Source organism: Nostoc parmelioides FACHB-3921, from assembly GCF_014696625.1.
Taxonomy (GTDB): domain Bacteria; phylum Cyanobacteriota; class Cyanobacteriia; order Cyanobacteriales; family Nostocaceae; genus Trichormus; species Trichormus parmelioides.
In genome coordinates, this window is sequence record NZ_JACJQL010000008.1 from 82128 (window position 1) to 100628 (window position 18501).

The following is an 18501-nucleotide window of genomic DNA, read 5'->3' on the forward strand; positions in this document are numbered from 1 at the left end:
TGTTGACTGTTGACTGTTGACTGTTGACTATTGACTATTGACTATTGACTCTAGCTTGTTTAACCATTGCAATCAATGTGTGATGGGCATCTTCTGCATCGGCTAAAACATGATCGAAGTGGATACGCACGGGGACGGATTCGCCATTTACTTGTGCGGTTAAATCCATACCTTGAGCATCAATTGCCAGCATTTGGGCGGATGCGGCCTGGGTAACTCCGCCAAAAACCTGAGCATAGAGGACTACTGCATTTGCATGGTCTTCATTCATGTGATTGCAGATGCGTGAGCTAATTTCCGCAGAAAACTGTTCAGACATTGTTAAGATGAGGAATCAATAAAATGACTTTATAAATTTTAGGCTAACCGAGCGCAGATTTGCAGCAGTGGAGTTTGACCTTTGTCGCCAGGGCTGATTTTGTCAGAAACATCTACAATAACTTTAAATTCTTCAAGTAGTTTTTACCTATTGTTGCGGAATCCTAACCGCCTAAACTGTAGCAAAATTATTCAGCTGAGTTATTCCAGTTAAGAACCGATGAGCCAAACTAGTCAACGTAGAATAGTTATTGGGGATGTACATGGACACTACGAGGGATTGATCACTTTATTAGAAGCGATCGCTCCCGGTAGTGATGACCAAGTTTATTTTTTGGGAGACTTAATTGATCGTGGCCCCCACAGCTCATACGTAATAGATTTAGTCAGAGACAATAATTATTTTTGTCTGTTGGGAAACCACGAACAGATGTTATTAAACATCCTTAGTGGTGATATTTCTGTCGCCACAACGCAAGCATGGCTACATAGTGGAGGTCATGCAACGATCGCCAGTTATCCAGATCAAAGCATTCCTAAAGAACATTTAGAATGGCTAAGGAGTTTACCCACATATATTGACTTGGGTGACGTTTGGTTAACTCATGCTGGTCTTGACCCTAACCTACCCTTATCGGAACAAACAGCAGAACAGTTTTGCTGGATTAGGGAAGATTTTCATAGTATTCCCCAGCCATACTTTCCTGATAAACTAGTAATTATAGGTCACACTATTACATTTACTTTTCCTGGTGTAAATCCCGGTGAATTAGCTCAAGGACAGGGTTGGCTTGATATAGATACCGGTGCATACCATCCCCGTAGTGGTTGGTTAACAGGATTAGACATCACAAATAATTTAATTTACCAAATTAATATTTTTACTAACTGCTTACGCACCTTACCCTTAGAGGAAGGAGTAATTACTGTTGATCCCAAGAAAATAGCGGTTCGCAGTAGCAAACAGCGAGCTTAACAATTCAAAATTCAAAATTCAAAATTCAAGATAAAACAAGTTTCACTCAGTGCTGAGTGCTGAGTAAGAAGAGTACACTGGGTAAATGCCCCATTAGATCAGCACTCAGCACTTTTTAAAGGATTGACCGAATTCTAGCGCGATAGGCTGCATTATCTAAGCCATCACGCCCACTACTGCCTTGGGAATTAATAGCACGTCTGAGAGAAGTGATGCGATCGCCTGTTGCTGGGTGAGTACTCAAAAATGCCGGCACAGAACCACCACCTTTCGTGAGTTTCTGCATAAAGGAAACCATCGCCGATGGTGCATAACCCGCTCTTGTTAAAGTTCTTAACCCTCTGGTGTCAGCATCAAACTCATCTTGACGGCTGCGGGGACGGTTTAGCGCTAGTTCCACACCAAGTCCTACAGCTGTATTGCGGTCTAAACCTGTAGCTGAAGCTAAACCACTAGCCAGCGCTCGTTGTCGCATTTGTTTTACTAAATGTCTACCGCCAATGTGACCAATTTCATGAGCTATCACACTGGCTAATTCCGCTTCATTGTCTGCGGTTTTCAGTAAACCCGTGTGGATATAAACAAAGCCGCCTAAAGTGGCAAAGGCGTTAACAGCATCATTTTCCACCACTTGGAAGGTAAAAGGAAGATTGGGGCGATCGCTATTTGCCACTAAGCGCTGTCCAATTTGGTCTACGTAGCGAGTAATTTCCGCATTCCGAGAAATTCTCACTTCGCCACTACGTAATTGCTGATTCATCTGATTGCCCAGATCAACTTCTTGGCGATCGGATATATTAGATAGCTGAAGTATTTGCACGCCTTGTAATAAAAGGGGTCGTAAGTCTATAGCCCTTCCAACCAAAGGTGTACCCAAACATAGACTCACAGCGACTACCACCGAAATTAATGGATAAAACCAGCGCCGCCACCACACACGGTAATTTGCCATTAAGCCTTTCCTGTTCATCATAAATTTGGCTAGAAGATAATTTTGGAACCACACCAAATAAGAGGACGTATCTATCCTTTTGTAAGTTGCATTTTTAACTCAGTCATTAGTCATTAGTTAACGGTTAACTGTCAACTGTCAACTGTCAACCTTTTTCCCCAATCCCAATTTCTCAACTCATGATAAACTGTCGCGTAACTGCAACTGTCATTTGTAGAAGAGTTGCGGTGCCACTGATAAAACTTGTTGTTAAAATCAATTACCTCACATTGATTCGGAAAAATTTTTATGGCTATTTTAGATTCCAAAGGTCGCTTGTTTGGCAAGGTCAACATTCTTGATTTAGGGGCTTTGCTTGTTATTGTAATGGTTATATTTGGTATCTTTGTATTTCCAGGCACTTCTGGCAGTGTTGCCCAAGTCGGGGCGAAAACAGTACCCATAGAAGTGGATTTGGTTGTTCGCGGTTTAAATGTGCGCGATCCACAACAGTTAGCTGGCAATGGGTTAAAAACAGGTGGTAAAACTAAGGTTATTATCCGCAATCAACCTTATGGTGAGATTGAAATTAAGTCTGTGGAACAGTTACCAAGAACCGTAGTCGCTACTCAACCAGATGGTTCTGTCAAAGAATTACCAGATCCCAAGGCTAATAATTTTAGTACAGATATGCTGTTAACCTTAAACGGTAAAGCACAAGTTACTAAGGACGGCCCTGTTTTAGGTAACAGTAAAGTAAAAATTGGTATGCCCTTTGAGTTGGAAGGCTTCAACTACAATTTCAATGCAACTGTCATTGATGTCAGATTACAAAGTTAGGGACTGGGGACAAAAAAGTAAAAAGTAAAAAGGTAAAAGATTTTTTGGCGTTGCTGATTAGTGGGATGATTTTTGTCGGGCTTACGCCCCGCTTCGCTAACACGCAAAGGCGCAAAGACGCAAAGAATCAATATTCTGCTTTGTACAAAAGTCTCAATTCATCCCGCATTTATGCAACGCCGATTTTTTCTTTTGACTTTTGCCTTTTGCCTTTTGACTTTTGCCTTGGACTGGGGATTGGGCGAAAATCTTGGAGTAATTTCTCCCCCTGCCTCCCCTGCTTCCCCTGCTTCTTCTCCTGTCTCTCAGCTTCCTAGCTTCTCTATATCTACTAATTGCGGTTTTCCCCAAAGGATGCGTTCCTGTTTGTAAATAGCAATTCCTGGTTTAGCTCCTTTGGGTTTATAAACGTGTTTGGGTTGGGTGTAAACGACTGGTACTTGGTCACTCTGACGACCGCGACTGTAGTAAGCTGTTAAATCAGCTACATATTGTAAGTCTGATACTTCTGGTATTGCACCCGGTTCTAAACGCAATAGTACATGGCTTCCGGGGATTTCTTGGGCATGGAACCATAAGTCATAATCTCCGGCTACTCGAAATGTTAATTGGTCATTTTGGCGATTGTTGCGCCCGATTAAGACTGTGAAGCCATTAGGGGTACGATAGTTGTGAAAGTTAGTGCTAGCAGTTTCGTTGTTATTGCGGCTACGATACTCCAACTCTTCTAAATATTTCTGTCCAATTAATTCGTCGCGGATTTCTTCTAAAGCTTGCAAATCTTCTGCTGTTCGGTAGTTATCTATTTGGGCAATAGCAGCTTCTACTTGTTCTAAATAATCGATTTCTGCTTGTACTTCTTGCAGTAGTGGTTCGACAGCTATGCGGGCGCGTTTGAGTTTTTGGTGTTGTTTGTAGAGATTTTGGGCGTTCTGCACAGCATTTTTATCAGGCAAAAGAGCGATCGCCACAGGCTCACCTGTCTCAAAATCAGGGATGCTAATTTCTTTCATGCCTGGTTCCCAATTTTGTAGGTGTGCCATTAATAAATCAGCTTTTTGGCGATATTCATCGGCACGATCTGATTGCTGTAGGCGATCGCTAAAGGTTTGGGCTTTATTACGTAATTTGCCTAAAATATTACTTAATTTTTGATTTAGTTGATGGCGTAATTGAGCAAATAATTGTTGATTTAGCTGCTTAGTATAGTATTCGTTGATTAATGTTTGGATATCTTTGACTGGCGCAACAGCACCCCAACCCATAACTGTATATCCGTTTGCCATCCAAGCTGGTTGAAATTTACCACTATCTAAGGTGTGTAACCATTCTTGCCAGCGTGCAAATAATCTTTCCCAGTCTTCAAAAGTTAGGGAATCAGTAGAAGTTTCTGGGGCAATGTTGGCTACCAATAACATGGATTCTACCAACACAGCACTCAAGCCGCTATAACTTTTGAGCAACTGACGTTTAATCGCTCCTGGAACTAAACTTACTCTTTCTTGCCACCGCGCTTGAGTTTCCTGCAAACTGGGGATAGTCCCAGTGAGTTTGGGCGGTGTCTCATAAGGTTGTCCAGTTTGGATAGGGCGCACGCTTGATTGTTGCTGACTCACTTGATGGGCAGCAGTAATAATTAGATTGTTGGCATCGGTGAGAATCACATTACTGTATTTACCCATGATTTCCCCGTAGATGTGATACAGTGCATCATCTCCAGGGCGACGGGCAAATTGTAAATCAATTACACGCTCCCAAGGGGCGATCGCTTCAATTGCGACTAAGGCTAATCCCCCCAACTGGTGGACTAGTTGTTGGCTGAAAGTAAAGGTATCTGGTGTGCGTGGAGGTGGATCACCAATACAAATATGAGTTGCTTGAGGATGCCAAGAAATTTGTAGCCAACCTCTTTTGTCGAGGGTACGTAATGCTATAGCAATAGTGTAGCGATCGCGCTGATAAACTTGCTCTAGGCGGGATGGTAGCCAGTGAGCGCGGAGTTCGCTACAAGTAGCTGTAAGGGTGGTAAAGTCTACTGGTTGCATAACAAATTAGTCACTGGCATTTACAAGACAATGGTTAGTATACTTCTCTCTTCCCTCATTCTCAGTTATATAAATTAAAAAAGCCGTTAGCTATTCTGAACTTTGGTAAGTTCAGGCTGTCGGCTGGAGAATATTCTTGAGTTTTAATTAAAGTTTGCTATTCGTCTTAAGCTTGTTGACTAGCTACTTTCTTTTTGTAACCGAGAAATGATCCAGCGATCGTTGTTGTCAAGATAGCGCCTAAAACACCTGGTTCTGGTACTCTTCTGCGACCGGTTCCCACTTTAATTTGAAAGGCGAGGTTAGAATTGTTTGGCCGTGTACCACCCCAAGCAAATCTTGTTTTCCCGGTGAGTGTGAATGGCGTATCTATGTCCCCAACAGCTAAATAGTCCACATCTCTATTACCTGGTGTGCCAAGAGAGGATATGCTGGATATGGAATTTCCGTTGAGAGACAAGTCAGATAGTCCTACAAAATTGTTATTACCACCTTGGGCAGCAGTACGGAAATATATTTGATTTACAGGCTTATTGAACTCAGTGGACGAGAGTAGAACTGATGGACCACCCGCACGGCTAACGGAAAAGTCTACCTTAGAACCTGTATAAGCTAAGGTAAAATCCCATAATGTATCGTTTCCCCAAATTAGTTGTCCTTGAGCAACTGGTTGTCCAGCGCCTATGGGCGCTCTCACATCTCTGTTAATACTTAATTCCTGAGTGCCGTTGGTAGCATTATTGCCAATTCGTCCCTCCGCCACAAACAGTTCTTTAAAGTCACCGTTGTCCAACAACAAATTAAAATCTGTATCATCAAAACCAGGGGTAGCATCTTGAGAAGTTAAAGGAATGAGTGATACAGCTTGTGCTGATTGAGGCGCTAGAGATAGCCCCAAGGTGATTAATCCTAATAATGCCAGAGTTTTACTCTTGCTGAGAAAATTGTCAGGTGGTATCATTTTGTTCCCTTGACTACAAAAAATATAATATTGCATTGCTACTAATACGGTATTTACGTAAGTAAACCCTTGTAAGAAAATACCATTATCGTTATGGCTTAACAATAATTTTTTGATGTAGGGATATTTTAATTATGATGAATAAAGACAAAAAAATTTAGGGAAGAGGTATAATGTTGAACCCTAACCCTAATTTCTTAGTATTTGATTATTACTAATAGAACTTACGCATGAAAACGAAATATCAAGGGTTTGGAGAAGGGTATATGGGTATAAATGTTTGAAACCCTTACACCCGGTCTCAACAGAAAATCTCGGTGCGTAAGTCCTAACTAATTCTCCATTAATCAATGAAAGAATAGGCTAAGAAGCCCTATTTAGTTAACAATGCTGGTTCTTTGACCTGCTGTGTCAATAATTGAGTGTATATTCCATCCAGTTGGGTGGCTACTCCATCCCAACCAAATTTGTGGGTAACGTGTTTCCTCGCAGCAACACCTAACTCATCCCGCCATTGTGGATTCATCAAAATTCTATCAATCGCAACGTTGAAGGCAGCAATATCTTTTGGTGGCACTAATAAACCGGTTTTCTCGGAAACTACCGTAAACTGAAGTCCACCAACATCGCTGGCTACTACAGGTGTACCACTTGCCATTGCTTCAATTGCCACCAATCCAAAAGGTTCATAATGGCTGGGAACAACGCAAACATCAGCCGCAGCATAGTAAGCAGGAAGGACATCCTGGCTGAGGCGGCCTGGGAAACTAGTCATTTCCGTCATACCCAATTCTTGCACAATGCTTTCAATGCGATCGCGCTCTCTACCATCGCTATTCCCAGGAGTACTACCACCACCGATAATTAGTTTGAGTTTATTCGTGTCACGCAATTGAGACTCATTCATGGCACGTACTAAGGTTTCTATGCCTTTACGTTGATCAAAACGTCCTACATACAAGACAACTTTTGCTTCTTGATCAATTCCTAATTCAGCTCTTGCGGCTTGTCTAGCAATTGAACCAAAGCGGTGAATATCTGTACCACAGGGAACGATATCGATGTAACCTTTAGTAGAAACTAGCGATCGCATATGTTGCTGTTCTTGAGGACTGGTAGCAACGATTCTTTCTGCTGTTTCTAATACTTGTTTTTCTACTGATAAACGTTTAGTAGCAACCAAAGGAATCGTATCTATAGATTTGTACTTGACTGCTCCTAAAGAATGATAAGTATGAACTTGTTTGCTTCCTTGGATTTGTTTTAACTGCATTCCTACCCAACTAGAAAGCCAGTAGTTTGTATGCACTAATGGATAATTGACATTGTTTTCTTTTTGGAATCGAAGCAGTTGTTGTACAAATTCTGGTAGATATTTAAAGCCATTATCTCTTGGTACAAATTCTTCTGGCCCTGCTGTTAACCGAATTGTCCGACAAAGTGGGCTATGGTGAACAATTAACTCTTGTTCAGGACTCACTCTGCGGCTAAACATATCCACTTGCCATCCCAATTGGGCCAATGCTTTACCCACTTCGCGCACGTAAACATTTTGCCCTCCAGCTTCTTCTTTGCCAATTTCGATTGCTGGATCTCCGTGAACTGAAATTAAAGCTATGCGTTTTTCAGTGTTAGAGTTCATAGTTTGTGTGTGTTGCTGATTTTAAGTAAAGTCGCGGTCAGCTTTTTGTGTGCTGACACCACTATATGCGGGAATTATGTAGGAACGTTGAGTAATCTTTATTTTAATTTAATATGTCAAAGATTGTTATACACATACTACGAGAATTATACTTTTTTGCTCGGTATCTACATTTAATCTCTTTATGTGTAGGTGGTTATACGTATATCGAATGCCTGTGATAGATGAACTTCTATTTAGATAGTGATGAATATGCAGATATACTTTTTTGGACGCTACAAATTCATGGGTTTATTTCACCAATACGTGATCATATTGGTTCAGCAAATATACGCGAATTTTCCATTAGTCAATTTTAACTTAACCGTATTTTTACTGAAAATGTTTCCTTCATTTCCGTAAATTTACCTGTTAACTCCGCTTATATTCTTAAATATTCCTGGTAATTACTTAATTTTGCTCATTCAATTATCATGACTGTCGTCATTAAGAGTTGAGTCACCAATGTTACTAACAAGCAAATAAGATTTTTGTAATTTTCAATACAGTTTTTATAAAAAAACTCTGGATAAGTTTAAGTTGTTGTCGGAAAATTTAACAAATATCGAATATGGGAAAGATCGCTTATCTCTCTGCTTTTGCCAATCATCTAAATTCTTTCTAGGAAAAAATTACGCCCCTGAAAAAACACAGGGAACGGCAAAAAGAAAGCAGGGTGTTTCTACTATATTTTGTTGGTGTGAAGCACTTCACTTTTTGAAAAATCTTGGCACGAGACTAGAGTCAATTTTGGTAATAGGTAATTGGTAAATCTTGTCCCTATTACGGAAAGATTCACCCACAAGGGAATGGAGTTAAGAGAATAGTAACCTAACAAAGTCTTGAGAATGTTTGGTTTTCTTCCTCCACCCAACCTTGTATCTTATAAACAGTAGTTTTAGGACATCAACGAGATGATACAACCTAGACACAACAAGACTTTTCACCCAGCCCCCAGCTATATAACTATAGCCAGATAGATTAGGACATCAAGCTAATACCAATTCAAAATTCAAAATACCCTACGGGTTCGCGTAGCGTTCTCGTTCGCGTCTCCGAAGGAGAAGAGTAGGCAAGCCTACAAAATTAAGAATCAAGAGACGACAAGCGTTTGGGGTTGTACATCTGTCACATTCTTTTTTCAAATTGGTATAAGATAAAACTCTGACAATAAAAGGCTTTCAAGTCTGTCAACAGTCAACAGTCAACAGCTATATTATTCTTAGGGAAGTCCCTAACGACAAAAACCCCTTGAGTCTAGTCTGATGTTCATTGAGACTCAAGGGGTATAAAATTTATTCAATTTTTACTGTAATCTACGTTAGATATACGTAAGACATCAAAACTATAGCAGTTGCCAGATAGATTAGGAAATAGAATCATTCTAAGACACAGATAGCAAGCGGTTTTTAAGCCTTTATCCGTGCGTCTGAAGCTCAGTTGATTCGTGAAAACCTGCCCCTTCCCTCTGCCATAATTCCAGTAGAAGAATCGTACCTTGCCCTCACCTTGGCACTTCTGACTCTGGAAGATAGAAGAAGATTTAGTTATTTTCGACAAGTGCCGTCAGCTAAACTGTAATTTAGGTGATCGCTACCTCTGTCAGTACTTACTGGTCAAAAGTAGCAATCACCGGCGGCGGGCGGAACCCTAACACCTGACTTGGAACATAGCCCAATGCACTGACAAAAATAGCGACACTTAACCATTGACATAGTTAATTGTTATCTACTAACGATTAAAAATTAAAAATCAAAAAAATCTGACTTTTAATTTTTAATTTCTCAGTCTGCTCACTTAATTTGTGGCTTGAGCTGCTAGTATCTGCTTCAGCTTTTCTAATTCAGAAGCCCAACGGGGATCTGGACGAATAGCGTCGGAATCAGTGGTAGTTGTGGTGGTATTTTCCCGATTACCACCGCCACGTCGAGATTTCTTAGCGCCTTTGTCACGACGACTACCTTCTTTGTTGGTGTTAGGAGCTGCATGACCACTAGAGGTAGTTGCTGGTTTAGGAGTTGCTTGCTCCTCGCCTTCATCACCTTTTGTTCGTGGTAAAGCTTTTTCTAACTTGATAGGCGTTTCTTTAAACATCTGACCATTATACTTTTCAATAATTTGGTCAGCTTGTTCATCGTTGTTTACTGTCAAAAACCCAAAACCACGGCATTTACCCGTTTTGCGGTCTTTGATGAGTTTAGTCGTCACAGCATCGCCTTCTGCGGCAAAAACAGCTTGCAATTCTTGACGGTCTATTTCTTCTTTTGGCAAATTGCCTATGTATAGGCGCACGGACATGAACTATACCTCCAGAGTTAAATGAACATGGTGAACATGGCAAGGCAACAAATCAATTGCTTGGCTTTGACTTTTGTGTGTTATTGACCAAGACTGCCGTAAACCAATTTTTTACTCCAAACTGTCAACTTATACAATACAGTTTTTTGTTGGGATCAAGCTTGTTTAATCATAGAGCGTACCAACGCTCAACTACTACCACCTTAATTCTAAAAGTTTTAAATTTGTTATTTTACTGCCTACTACAGTAAGAATTTTTTGTTTGCCCTGACCCGCAGAGTTAAATACCACTCTTTACATTACCACGGTATTTTCTACGTAGCTAGTTCATCATACACTTTTCTAGCATTAGTATTGAGGCATTCAAGCATAAAGCACTTTTTTTTCTGAAGCATAAATATAAGGAAACAAAAACCAGCCTGTGGCTGGTCGATTTGCTGCTGTGTTGGGAGGATAAAACAGATAGATTGGCACAAGGAGCCTAACAGATACAACCAAGCTCGCTAGTTGTGTAATTTTGGCTGCTTATTTTTCTTAAGAAAATGTAACATTTATTAAAATAAATAGCAATATTTATTTACATTTTCATTTTCCATTGGCTAATAGAGACACGATTAATCGCGTCTGTACAGATTGCTCCCTAATCCCCCTTGGCTAACCCACGAGGAAAATATAGGCTCCCCAGGCTTGGGCTGCGACTGCCAAGATAATCGACCAGATGGGGTGGGGACTATTAATAGTTTTGCCACTTTGGGTTTGGATGGTTTGGATGTCTATCCAGGGTGTAGCACCTCGGCGAAACCAACCTGTAACAATAATTTGCCGACCAACCAAATCCTGGGGATTAATTGGTTGTCCTAGCCAAGAAACATGATGTAATTTCACTAAGCCTGTGCTGGATTGGAGAATTAAGTCTTGGGATAGAAAGTTACTCATGCCTTGGCGACCTAATAGCTTGCCAATAAACTGCACGGGAACGCTATCTATGGGTAGGCTAGAGGGATTTGCTAACAGGTGGGGTAGTTGTTGATCTGTGTGGATGTTGCTTTGTTTAATGTTGGGAAAAAAGGAGTTCATCCTGATGACTGTACCAATGCTGAAGCCGATGAGTAAGCAACCTGTCACGAAAGACAAATCTTCATAAATCCACTTTAAATTTAAAAACTTGAGTGCAAAGGCGGTTTGCCAAACTAGCCAAATTAATCCGGCAAAGACGAAACCGAGAGGAACGCCGAAAAAAGGAGCAGTTTGCCGTAAGAATGATGGACGGGTGACTTGTAATGTCTGTTCACTGAGTGATTGTTGGCTAGTTATATGAACTTCTGGGTCTATATGCCAATGCTGGGCTATTTGACAGAGGTTACGGATGCGATCGCCTATTAAAGGATGGGTATTATTAACTGTTAACCAACGACGATAGGGGTTGATACTATCCCACATCAACAAAGATTCAAAGGTCAGATGACCAGCAATACTCCCTAAAGAAATGCTTTGTTGATAGCTGACTGGTAGCAGGAGGTTTAAGCTTTCTAATAAACCACTGGTTTGTTCTTCCCTTTTCACATCATTGGCAATGCCGATGCTAATTTTCAGTAAGGCGCGAGTCAAGCCATTGGGATTACCTGTAACTTCTGCCGCTAGGCGATCGCTATGGTAAGGTCTAAGTCGTGAGTAAAGCAAGGCCGTACCAGTCAACACACACCACAACCCATAAAGCAAACTAGAAGTAATGGTCAACGGCCAATGAAATGGGCCTTTTGATAGTTTGTCTGCCCATACAGCAACTTGCTGATACAATTGATAAATTGGTAAAGTGACCAGCAATAGCAATGACATCAGGACAAAATCTTGGTGAGTGATCTGTCCTAGTTGTGAGGCATAAATAGCAGCAATTTCATCATCTGCCAGTTGTTCCAATAACCCTTGGCTGACAACAATTCTGGCGTTTCTGGGTAAATTACCATAGGTCAAGGCGATGGGTGCAGCTATGGGTAAAATCCGTAGTTGGGGTGACGGCCAATGTCGCTGTTGGCAGTAGCGATGTAAAACACGGGAGGTTTCCCGACTGTAATTAGGCAATAGGTCTTTAGATAAATCTTTTTGTCCATAAAAATAAGCAAGTAGCCAATCTAGCAACCAAGGGGATGCAGCGATCGCTATGAACAAAACAGCTAATATCAATCTGCTAGGATCTCGATATAAAAGCTGCAATGGTTCTAAGTAAGGCAGTTTCACCAAGGTGATGTTAATGGCTGCCATGACGGACTTGAGGATTTCTTTCAGCACCCAAAACAGGGCGATGAATGTTCCTACTGACAGCAGCCGCAAAGGTATTAAACTGGGCTTTTTTAAAGGTTGCCAGACTTTGGCGCGTTTTGCTTGTCGCCAATAAATCCCAAATTCTTTGGGTTGGGTATAGCCTGGAGAGTTTAATAAGCCGTTGTTACCTACATATCTATTTTGCAAGCCTACAGATGGCACAGATGATGAGTAGCGAGGCTTGGTAGTTGCGGCTGGAGATGTATCTGCGGCTGGATGATGAGAATTTTGCGGCTTTTTACGTTTTTTTGTGAGGTGTGTCAGGGCAACATTAGCCCATTCTTTCACCTGGGTATTTTGGCTTTCAGTTAGAGTTTGACACAGGGCGATCGCTTTTTTGAGTTCGCCACTGCGTGCATAGGCCATGACTAAACCCACTCTAGCTTGCAGGCTAGCCGTTCCATTCCCCTGGGTGGCGATAGGTTCTAGTTGAGCGATCGCTGCTTGATAATTTCCCTGCTTGAGGGCCGCTAAACCAGCCTCCAAAGCCGATTCAGTATGTGAAGGCATAGAAATTCTGGCACTCCCATCTCTGCTAATTGATCTACGGTGATGCAACAGCGCGGTATCAATTCAAAATTCAAAATTCAAAATGAACAAACCCAAACCTGACATGGTCTTCTGAGTTTATCTTTGAATAATAAATTTGGTTGAACTGATTTTAAATGCCAGTAATTTCCAGCCTAGCAATTTCTAATTCGTCATTCGTCATTAATACAGTCCAGTAGCTATGAATGGATTTCTTAATTTTGAATTTTGAATTTTGAATTTTGAATTACTCCGTTGTTTGGCTAGAAAAAACTGGAGCGATCGCGCTGAGTTTTAACTCTGGATGATCTCCCTGTAACTGTTGACAGTTCCACTCGTTGCGGAACAGTAAAACTGGGCGGTTCATGCTGTCTTTGACTGTGGTGGTGTTGAAAATACGTCCCACCTTGTTCAAAGCTTCCCAACCACCTTCGACCCAACGGGCGACGCTGTAGGGTAGTAGTTCCAGAATGGTTTCTACACCATACTCGTTTTGTAAGCGAAACTGCACCACCTCGAATTGCAACTGACCCACAGCTGCCATAATTGGGTCGCGCTTGGCTTCATCAACTGAGTACATAATTTGCACTGCGCCCTCTTCACGCAATTCGGAGATGCCTTTCTGAAATTGCTTAAATTTCGAGGGGTTGGGGTTGCGAAGAGTCGCAAATAGTTCTGGTGAAAAATACGGAATCCCTTCATATTCCAGCTTTTGCCCCGTGTAAATTGTATCCCCGATCGCAAAAACACCTGGATTATTCAAACCGATCACATCACCTGGATAAGCTACATCAATCGATTCCCGTTCTTGGGCAAACAGTTTTTGTGGCCGCGATAGGCGCACAATTTTGCCAGTTCGAGCATGATTAACTGTCATATCTTTTTCAAACTTACCAGTGCAGACCCGGATAAAAGCAACCCGATCTCGGTGTTTGGGATCCATATTGGCTTGTAATTTAAAGACAAAACCCGAAAACTCTGGGTATGTGGGAGGTACTTCACCAACGCTGCTGATGTGGACACCTGGTTTTAGGGCATAGTCTAGGAAGTACTTGAGGAATAACTCAACCCCAAAGTTTGTCATGGCACTACCAAAGAAAACTGGTGTCATCTTGCCTTGATGCACCAAATCTAAATCTAATTCCGGGCCGACACCTTCTAAAAGTTCTAGATCGTTTTTCAGTTGGTAGTATAAATCTTGTTCTAATAACTCTTCAATTCTGGGGTCACCTAGCTCTACAGTTGTATCACGGGCTTCCTTGCTACCGTGGGCGCTACGTTCAAATAAATGAATTTCTTGCTTGTGGCGGTCGAAAACACCCTTGAAGCGATCGCCCATCCCAATCGGCCAGTTAACAGCATAGGTTTGTAAACCCAATTCTTGCTCAATCTCGTCTAATAACTCCAGTGGTTCCCTACCTGGACGGTCAAGTTTGTTAATAAATGTGAAGATAGGTAAACCCCGTAATTTACACACTTCAAATAACTTGCGCGTTTGGGGTTCCAAACCTTTTGCCACGTCAATTAACATCACCGCATTATCAGCCGCCGCCAAGGTGCGATAAGTATCTTCACTAAAATCTTGGTGTCCTGGTGTGTCGAGTAAATTAATCTGGCAATTTTGGTACTCAAACTGTAATACTGTAGATGTAATGGAAATACCCCGTTGTTGTTCCATTGCCATCCAGTCTGAAGTTGCCTTACGTTGGGCGCGGCGGGCTTTGACTGCGCCAGCTTCGTGAATCGCACCTCCGTATAGGAGCAGTTTTTCAGTCAGGGTAGTTTTACCAGCGTCAGGGTGAGAGATAATAGCAAAATTGCGGCGAAGCTCAACAGCTTGGTGGAGTTCCGTCTGTATTTCAGTAGACATAAATTGTATTAACTTCCTCGTTGTGTAACTTAACTTAATTTTTTTCTACTTTAGCGAGTCTTTTCATCTTAAAACAACGCTACGCGTTAAGCGAAGCTATGCCGTAGGCTTTACGCTCCAAATTTAAAATTAAAAGCAGAATAGCTGATAGGGCTTACCCAAGCAGGTTGTTTTTTGAGACTGGGTGTAGGGGTTTTAAACATTTATTTGGTGAACTTCATAGAAAATTGGTATAAGTCCTCAGAGAAATCAAAAAGCTTTAATGGTGTTTAAAAAAAAGCTAAATCAGCAAATCGGCTGCTCATTAACCCGTAGTTTTATGGAATGATAATTACAGTTTACCTGTGCTGGATTTTTAGGTGATTTTTGCCCTCAAAGGTGGCTGTCTGCTTCCTTCGTTTCTTGTGGGCATACAAATTTTTTAATAAAAATTATCATAAATGTATCCGAAAAATTGAGAATTTAAAAATAGGCGATCGCTAATTTCGTCAAATCTCAATTGTCTGATTATTAACAAATAAAATTTAAAAACTTCTCGATATTCGAGATGTAATACAGATGCCTACCAAGTGGAAAAATTCCCATCCACAACACTGACAACTGACAACTAACACGCAACAAGACGGTAAAATACAAAATTGCCCCACAACTTGAAGCAGAGTAGGGCAAAGGACAGTTAAGCACTGTTTGTAGTCTGTCCGACAACAACGGAGTTTCGTCAGACTTTTGTGACGCTTTGTTTTGTGTCCATACCATTGTTATTCTTTACAAAAGTTTATGTTTCCAACACACCGCCCTCGTCGTTTGCGTACCCATCCCCAATTACGCCGCATGGTACGTGAGACTGTATTGACTACCAATGATTTGATTTACCCGTTGTTTGCCGTACCAGGAGAAGGAATTGCCAATGAAGTAAAATCTATGCCTGGTGTCTACCAACTGTCGGTAGATAAAATTGTCGAAGAGGCTAAAGAAGTTTACGATTTAGGTATTCCGGCAATTATTTTGTTTGGGATTCCCGCAGATAAAGATACAGATGCCACAGGTGCTTGGCATGATTGCGGTATTGTCCAGAAGGCGGCGACTGCGGTGAAATCGGCAGTACCTGATTTAATTGTGATTGCTGATACTTGTTTATGTGAGTACACCAGTCACGGACATTGCGGTTATTTGCAAGTGGGTGATTTGACGGGAAGAGTATTGAATGACCCCACTTTAGAATTGTTGAAAAAGACAGCCGTGTCTCAAGCGAAAGCCGGTGCGGATATTATCGCCCCTTCTGGAATGATGGATGGCTTTGTACAGGCAATTCGCGCTGGTTTAGATGAGGCTGGATTTCAAGACACGCCGATTTTATCCTATGCTGCTAAGTATGCTTCGGCTTATTATGGCCCATTTAGGGATGCAGCCGATTCTACACCACAATTTGGCGATCGCAGAACTTACCAAATGGATCCTGGTAACTCCCGCGAAGCCATCAAAGAAATTGAACTAGATATCGCTGAAGGCGCTGATATGTTGATGGTGAAGCCTGCTTTGGCTTACATGGACATTATTTGGCGGGTGAAGGAAGCCAGTAATTTACCTGTGGCTGCTTACAATGTGTCTGGTGAGTATTCGATGGTGAAAGCTGCGGCGCTGAATGGTTGGATTGATGAACAGCGTGTGGTGATGGAAACTCTAACTGGGTTTAAGCGTGCTGGTGCTGACTTAATTTTAACCTATCACGCCAAAGATGCGGCGCGTTGGTTGTAGTAGGGTAGGCTATCTCACGCAGTAGACGCTTTGCGGCTACTCTACGAGTTCTCCGCAGGAGTACCCGCAGGGTGGCACGGAGGCGCAGAGTTTTTATCTGGGTTTTTGTGTCTAGGCGTGAGATTTTTTGATTACCAATTATCAATCACCAATTACCCCAAAGGTTGATTTTTGTCACAACCGCGTGAGTACTGAAACTCGAAATCTGTTTCTTGTTCTCTGCGTCCTTGATAAAAAATTGGACACATTTTTGTATTTGCACTCATACAATCCATGTGCGGTGTTTTGGCACAAACTATTAGTAATGCACCAAGAATAAATAATAAACCACAAATTGCACCTGTTTGAATTGCAGAAATTTCTAGTGCGCCATGAACAACTACTTCTCGCAGAACAGATACAATTGCTACTTCTACCGCGACACCGACAGCAATGCTGTGTTCTTGCAAGTAGACCATTAATAGTCTGAACAATTCTACCAGAATTAAGATAAAGAGTATTTTCGCTGTGATGTATTTATAGTCTAGTGATTGTGTGATGGCGACGAATATTCCCCATAATTGGATTAACATTACGGCAAATAAAGCTAAACACAAGATTATAACTAATAAGTCTTGAAAGGCTTCCATACTACGAACAATAGCATGGCGATCTAACCAGCGATCGCAAAATAGAAATCTACTCTTGGTACGCTTTTGCATTTTATTGTTCATGTCAAGAGGGGTTAATTTGCGACGACGTTAGTTAGTTCACCCCATATTTTATTTTTAGCGTAGGTTAATTATTATTACCTCCGCGTGGTACGGAATTTAAATTTTGTACTTGTTGTAACAATTGTTCAGAATTTTTAGCCCATTGAGGATTACCTTGGGTGTTATATAAATTTCTGGCGTGGTTAAATACTTTTGCTGCTTCACTATATTGATTTAATTGGGTAAAAACTAATCCTGCACCATAATAAGCATTGGGATAATTAGGATTAGCTTCGGCGGAATTTCTAAAGGCTATTAATGCTTCTTGGGAGTTACCTTGATTAAATAAGATAACGCCCAAATTATAATGAGCTTCGGAATATCGTGGATTGATTTTTATAGCTTGATTAAAAGCATTTTTAGCTTCATTCAATTTACCTAATTGTAAATAACAAAGTCCTAGATAATAATGAGGCTCAGGTGCATTTTTACTCAATTCTACTGCTTTTTGAAATGAGGCGATCGCTCCTTCCCAATTTTGTTGCTGCTGCCTCACTAACCCCAAGTTATAATGGGCAAAACCCAGCCTCGGTTCTAATTCCAACGCACGTTGCAAATAATCATTTGCTTGTTGTAAATTATTACCTTCTAATAATGACCCGCCTAAATTAGCAAAGGCTAAAGCAAAATTGGGGTCACTTTGGGTAGCGCGATAAAATGCGTCGGCGGCTGGTTGTAATTGTCCGGTTTGTCGCAGGGCTAAACCGAGATTGTAGTGGGCTGCGGCTAGGTTAGGATCTAACTGAATGGCTGATTGAAAAGCAGCGATCGCATCTTGGATTCTCCCAGCTTGGATTGCTTGTAACCCCTGATTTAACAAGGTTGGGGCTGTAGGAAGACTATATTGTGCTAATAGTCTTGGGATGACGGGGATAGTTGCGTTGGCTGGTGTGAAGCATTCACCTAATAATATCAAACTCAGCAACGCCGTTAAGGGATATTTGTAGAATGGTAATCTCATTGATGGACTAACTCACAACAATTTTCGTTATCTTTACTTCAAATAAACTGGCATTTAAAATTACGTTTTAACAAAAATTTTAGATTCTGCATTAAAGTTTGTATCGCTTAACGTTTCTTAAGGTAAATCTTACGACAGGCTACAATTTTTTTCATCATTGATTAAAGGAAGGATAATAACAAATTAAAGAGAGAGTAATCCTGGGATTATTCATCTTGAGAAAAAACAGGGCAATGCGGTATTGAGACTTACCGCAAGGGAGGTTT

The 18501-nt window shown here is 41.2% G+C and carries 13 protein-coding genes; 3 read left to right on the plus strand and 10 right to left on the minus strand.

Annotation, left to right across the window (positions count from 1 at the left end):
* Positions 1-34: 34 nt before the first annotated feature.
* A complete protein-coding gene (locus H6G14_RS08070) occupies positions 35-319 on the minus strand; it encodes a DUF2470 domain-containing protein (RefSeq protein ID WP_190566648.1) in 285 nt (94 codons plus the stop codon).
* Positions 320-538: 219 nt separating this feature from the next.
* Here H6G14_RS08070 and H6G14_RS08075 point away from each other — a divergent pair, with 219 nt between their 5' ends.
* A complete protein-coding gene (locus tag H6G14_RS08075; RefSeq protein ID WP_190566650.1) occupies positions 539-1294 on the plus strand; it encodes a metallophosphoesterase family protein in 756 nt (251 codons plus the stop codon).
* 115 nt (positions 1295-1409) lie between these two features.
* Here H6G14_RS08075 and H6G14_RS08080 read toward each other — a convergent pair whose 3' ends face one another.
* Complete coding sequence (locus H6G14_RS08080; protein WP_190566652.1) at positions 1410-2267, minus strand: M48 family metallopeptidase; 858 nt, start codon at positions 2265-2267, stop codon at positions 1410-1412.
* A gap of 267 nt (positions 2268-2534) precedes the next feature.
* Here H6G14_RS08080 and H6G14_RS08085 point away from each other — a divergent pair, with 267 nt between their 5' ends.
* Positions 2535-3065, plus strand: a complete 531-nt coding sequence (locus tag H6G14_RS08085) for a DUF4330 domain-containing protein (protein WP_044522166.1) — start codon at positions 2535-2537, stop codon at positions 3063-3065.
* 305 nt (positions 3066-3370) lie between these two features.
* Here the strand turns inward: H6G14_RS08085 and H6G14_RS08090 are convergent, their stop codons facing one another.
* The 6 genes from H6G14_RS08090 to prfC all read right to left on the minus strand — a co-directional run bounded on the left by H6G14_RS08090 (position 3371) and on the right by prfC (position 14767).
* Complete coding sequence (locus H6G14_RS08090; RefSeq protein ID WP_190566654.1) at positions 3371-5110, minus strand: Rqc2 family fibronectin-binding protein; 1740 nt, start codon at positions 5108-5110, stop codon at positions 3371-3373.
* A 166-nt stretch (positions 5111-5276) separates the two neighbouring features.
* Positions 5277-6071 carry a choice-of-anchor W domain-containing protein gene (locus tag H6G14_RS08095; RefSeq protein WP_190566656.1) on the minus strand — a complete coding sequence of 265 codons (795 nt, stop codon included), beginning with the start codon at positions 6069-6071 and terminating at the stop codon, positions 5277-5279.
* Between the two features lie 373 nt (positions 6072-6444).
* The gene (locus H6G14_RS08100; protein WP_190566658.1) at positions 6445-7713 is read right to left on the minus strand and encodes a glycosyltransferase family 4 protein; all 1269 of its coding nucleotides are present in this window, start codon (positions 7711-7713) and stop codon (positions 6445-6447) included.
* A 1836-nt stretch (positions 7714-9549) separates the two neighbouring features.
* Positions 9550-10050, minus strand: coding sequence for an RNA recognition motif domain-containing protein (locus H6G14_RS08105; RefSeq protein WP_190566660.1), 501 nt, complete (start codon positions 10048-10050; stop codon positions 9550-9552).
* Positions 10051-10704: 654 nt separating this feature from the next.
* Positions 10705-12879 (minus strand): zinc metalloprotease HtpX, encoded by a 2175-nt coding sequence (locus tag H6G14_RS08110; RefSeq protein WP_190566662.1) that lies wholly within the window; start codon positions 12877-12879, stop codon positions 10705-10707.
* A gap of 265 nt (positions 12880-13144) precedes the next feature.
* Positions 13145-14767, minus strand: a complete 1623-nt coding sequence (prfC, locus tag H6G14_RS08115; protein WP_190566664.1) for a peptide chain release factor 3 — start codon at positions 14765-14767, stop codon at positions 13145-13147.
* 777 nt (positions 14768-15544) lie between these two features.
* On the opposite strand from prfC, the gene hemB reads away from it, so the two are divergent.
* The gene (hemB, locus tag H6G14_RS08120) at positions 15545-16522 is read left to right on the plus strand and encodes a porphobilinogen synthase (protein ID WP_011320024.1); all 978 of its coding nucleotides are present in this window, start codon (positions 15545-15547) and stop codon (positions 16520-16522) included.
* Positions 16523-16674: 152 nt separating this feature from the next.
* Here the strand turns inward: hemB and H6G14_RS08125 are convergent, their stop codons facing one another.
* Both H6G14_RS08125 and H6G14_RS08130 read right to left on the minus strand, forming a co-directional pair.
* Positions 16675-17235, minus strand: a complete 561-nt coding sequence (locus H6G14_RS08125) for a phosphate-starvation-inducible PsiE family protein (RefSeq protein WP_190566666.1) — start codon at positions 17233-17235, stop codon at positions 16675-16677.
* 64 nt (positions 17236-17299) lie between these two features.
* Positions 17300-18235, minus strand: coding sequence for a tetratricopeptide repeat protein (locus H6G14_RS08130; RefSeq protein WP_190566668.1), 936 nt, complete (start codon positions 18233-18235; stop codon positions 17300-17302).
* Positions 18236-18501 lie beyond the last annotated feature (266 nt).

Excerpts from the sequence above, each read along its gene's own strand:
- H6G14_RS08085 (WP_044522166.1), top strand. The coding sequence starts at position 2,535 with ATGGCTATTTTAGATTCCAAAGGTCGCTTGTTTGGCAAGGTCAACATT.
- H6G14_RS08130 (WP_190566668.1), bottom strand. The coding sequence starts at position 18,235 with ATGAGATTACCATTCTACAAATATCCCTTAACGGCGTTGCTGAGTTTG.
- hemB (WP_011320024.1), top strand. The coding sequence starts at position 15,545 with ATGTTTCCAACACACCGCCCTCGTCGTTTGCGTACCCATCCCCAATTA.
- H6G14_RS08125 (WP_190566666.1), bottom strand. The coding sequence starts at position 17,235 with ATGAACAATAAAATGCAAAAGCGTACCAAGAGTAGATTTCTATTTTGC.
- H6G14_RS08090 (WP_190566654.1), bottom strand. The coding sequence starts at position 5,110 with ATGCAACCAGTAGACTTTACCACCCTTACAGCTACTTGTAGCGAACTC.
- H6G14_RS08070 (WP_190566648.1), bottom strand. The coding sequence starts at position 319 with ATGTCTGAACAGTTTTCTGCGGAAATTAGCTCACGCATCTGCAATCAC.
- H6G14_RS08075 (WP_190566650.1), top strand. The coding sequence starts at position 539 with ATGAGCCAAACTAGTCAACGTAGAATAGTTATTGGGGATGTACATGGA.
- H6G14_RS08110 (WP_190566662.1), bottom strand. The coding sequence starts at position 12,879 with ATGCCTTCACATACTGAATCGGCTTTGGAGGCTGGTTTAGCGGCCCTC.
- H6G14_RS08105 (WP_190566660.1), bottom strand. The coding sequence starts at position 10,050 with ATGTCCGTGCGCCTATACATAGGCAATTTGCCAAAAGAAGAAATAGAC.
- H6G14_RS08100 (WP_190566658.1), bottom strand. The coding sequence starts at position 7,713 with ATGAACTCTAACACTGAAAAACGCATAGCTTTAATTTCAGTTCACGGA.
- H6G14_RS08095 (WP_190566656.1), bottom strand. The coding sequence starts at position 6,071 with ATGATACCACCTGACAATTTTCTCAGCAAGAGTAAAACTCTGGCATTA.
- H6G14_RS08080 (WP_190566652.1), bottom strand. The coding sequence starts at position 2,267 with ATGATGAACAGGAAAGGCTTAATGGCAAATTACCGTGTGTGGTGGCGG.
- prfC (WP_190566664.1), bottom strand. The coding sequence starts at position 14,767 with ATGTCTACTGAAATACAGACGGAACTCCACCAAGCTGTTGAGCTTCGC.